Source organism: Streptomyces sp. T028 (assembly GCF_048159505.1).
In the GTDB taxonomy this organism is placed as follows: Bacteria; Actinomycetota; Actinomycetes; order Streptomycetales; family Streptomycetaceae; genus Streptomyces.
Window position 1 is genome coordinate 1 of sequence record NZ_JBLRVZ010000116.1, and the last position, 2,124, is coordinate 2,124.

At 67.0% G+C, this 2,124-nt stretch carries 1 protein-coding gene; it reads left to right on the plus strand.

What is annotated here, in order from left to right; translation table 11 throughout:
* Positions 1 to 322: 322 nt before the first annotated feature.
* Positions 323 to 2,050: an NACHT domain-containing protein gene (locus ACLZN2_RS50740; RefSeq protein WP_416987050.1), complete on the plus strand. Its 1,728-nt coding sequence runs from the start codon at positions 323 to 325 to the stop codon at positions 2,048 to 2,050.
* Positions 2,051 to 2,124 lie beyond the last annotated feature (74 nt).

Sequence of the window (2,124 nt, forward strand, 5' to 3'; positions counted from 1 at the left end):
CGAGTACGAGGAAGCCTTCTGGCGAAGCCAGGAGCAAACCCCGCAGTCCGCCTGAAACAAGATCACCGGACTCTACGAAACTCGGGGCAGCTCAAGACGACATTGACAACCGGGTGGTCGTCGTCGGTACCACCTCACGCAACGATGAGGGTGCTGCAGCTGGCTTGGGGGAGTGTCGGGCGCCGGGCGGGCTGTGGAACCATAGGGCATGGGCATGCGGGGGATGCACAGGGCGACCCGGATCTGCGTGACGGGCATTGCGATCTGCGCTCTTGTCGCGATCATGGTCAGCCTCGATGCGGCGGACAAAGTAGCGAGTGTCGTGTCGACAGTTGTCGCGGTCGCTACGGCCGTGGCGGTATTGGCGCACGGCCGTCGGCAGCAGGCGACCGGTGGCGCGTCGGAGGCGCAGGTTCTCGCGGACACGGTCAAGAAGGAGCTCGGCGGCCGTCGTCGCAGGCTCCTCGGCGACTTCGGCATCGGCGCCACACACACGGTGAATGTGGCCTTCCAGCGCGTCGAAGGCCCCCAATTGCCCTTGGCGTCAGGCACGTTCACAGCGGTTCGCGGCTACTACGAGTCGGTCCCCAATGGACGCCTGGTGATCACGGGCGGGCCTGGCGCCGGCAAGACCATGCTGGCGGCCGAGCTGGTCCTCGCGATTCTGGAGGAGCACGCGGCTGGCGACCCTGTACCGGTCCTCCTCCCGTTGTCCGGCTGGGACACATCGGGCGACCCGCCCGGGCCGGACGCCTTCGCGAGGTGGCTCCAGGGGCGCCTCGTGGATGAGTACGCGCTGACCGTGCCGACTGCCCGCGCGCTCATCTCCGCCCACCGAATCCTCCCCGTCTTGGACGGCTTGGACGAGATGGACCCCGGCGACGCCGAGGCCGAGGGCTCCAGAGCGGCGAGTGTGCTGCGGGCACTGGACCTTTGGCTCGACGGCCGTAGGGGAGTGCCTTTCGTCCTCACATGCCGTACGCAGTGGTACGACGGCCTGACCCAGGCGGGTCTGGTCCCGTCGGGTGTCACCCGAATCGAACTCGACAAAGTGAGTCCCAGCCAGGCGGTCGAATATCTCCGCAAGACCAGAAAAGGGCATCCGCAGCGATGGGAGTCCTTGTTCCACGAGCTGGAGACCAATCCCACGGGGCTGCTCGCTACCGCCCTCGACAGTCCGTGGCGGCTGATCATGACGGCCGTTGTATACGCCGACGACGGCAATCCCGGCGATCTCCTCCATTCCCCTGACGCCCCCGCGCTCAAGGCACATCTACTGTCGCACTACGTCCCGGCAGCGAGCCGCACATACCCCGATGCCCCGCCTTCCGGGTACACCCCGGCTGCGGTCCACACCTGGCTGGCCTGGATCGCCGTACGTCTCGGCACACGGGGTGAGTTCGCCCCGGTGCAGATGTGGAGGCTGGCGCCGGTGACACGGGTCCTGGGCATCGAGGCCACCCTGGCGGCAGGGCCCTGGCTGCTGCTGACCGCCCTATGCGTGTTCTGGGCCGAGAGCGACAGTCCCCTGGGGGTCCTGGCCTTCTTCCTCGGGCTCACCGCGGTCTTCTTGACGGTCCACTTCATGCGGAACCCGGACCCGCTTCCGGTGCTGGTGTGGGTGCGGCGCCTCAGAAACGACAGCTGGCGCGACCTGCGCGCTGCCGCGAGGCTCTGGCTGGTCGCCGTGGTCGTCCTCGCCGTGGTAGTGCGTTTCACCCTGGACGGCCCCATCCGCGCGTACATCGACCACGCGGTCGCGGACGGCTGGAGCGAACCGGAATTTCCGAGCACCGTCAACCCGTGGCGGGCATCGCTGCTCCTGCTCGCCGTGGTGACCGTCGGACCGTTCATGATTATCACCCTGATGGTCACGCTCACGTCCTTGTTGGTGTTCGCCTTCGGAGGAGCACCCCACCTCGTCCCTTCCGACGAGGCACCCCGGGCACTGCGCGACCCGAGCTATCCGCTCGTCTACCAATTGCGGCTGGCGATCCTGGTGCCAATCCTCAGTGCGGTCCTCCTGAAACTCTCAGAGGGCGGTATGTGACGTAGTGCCGCGTTTGTTGTCGCTGGAACGTGTGGCACAGGCGTATCGGGGCTGATCGGGGAGTCCTGCCGTGC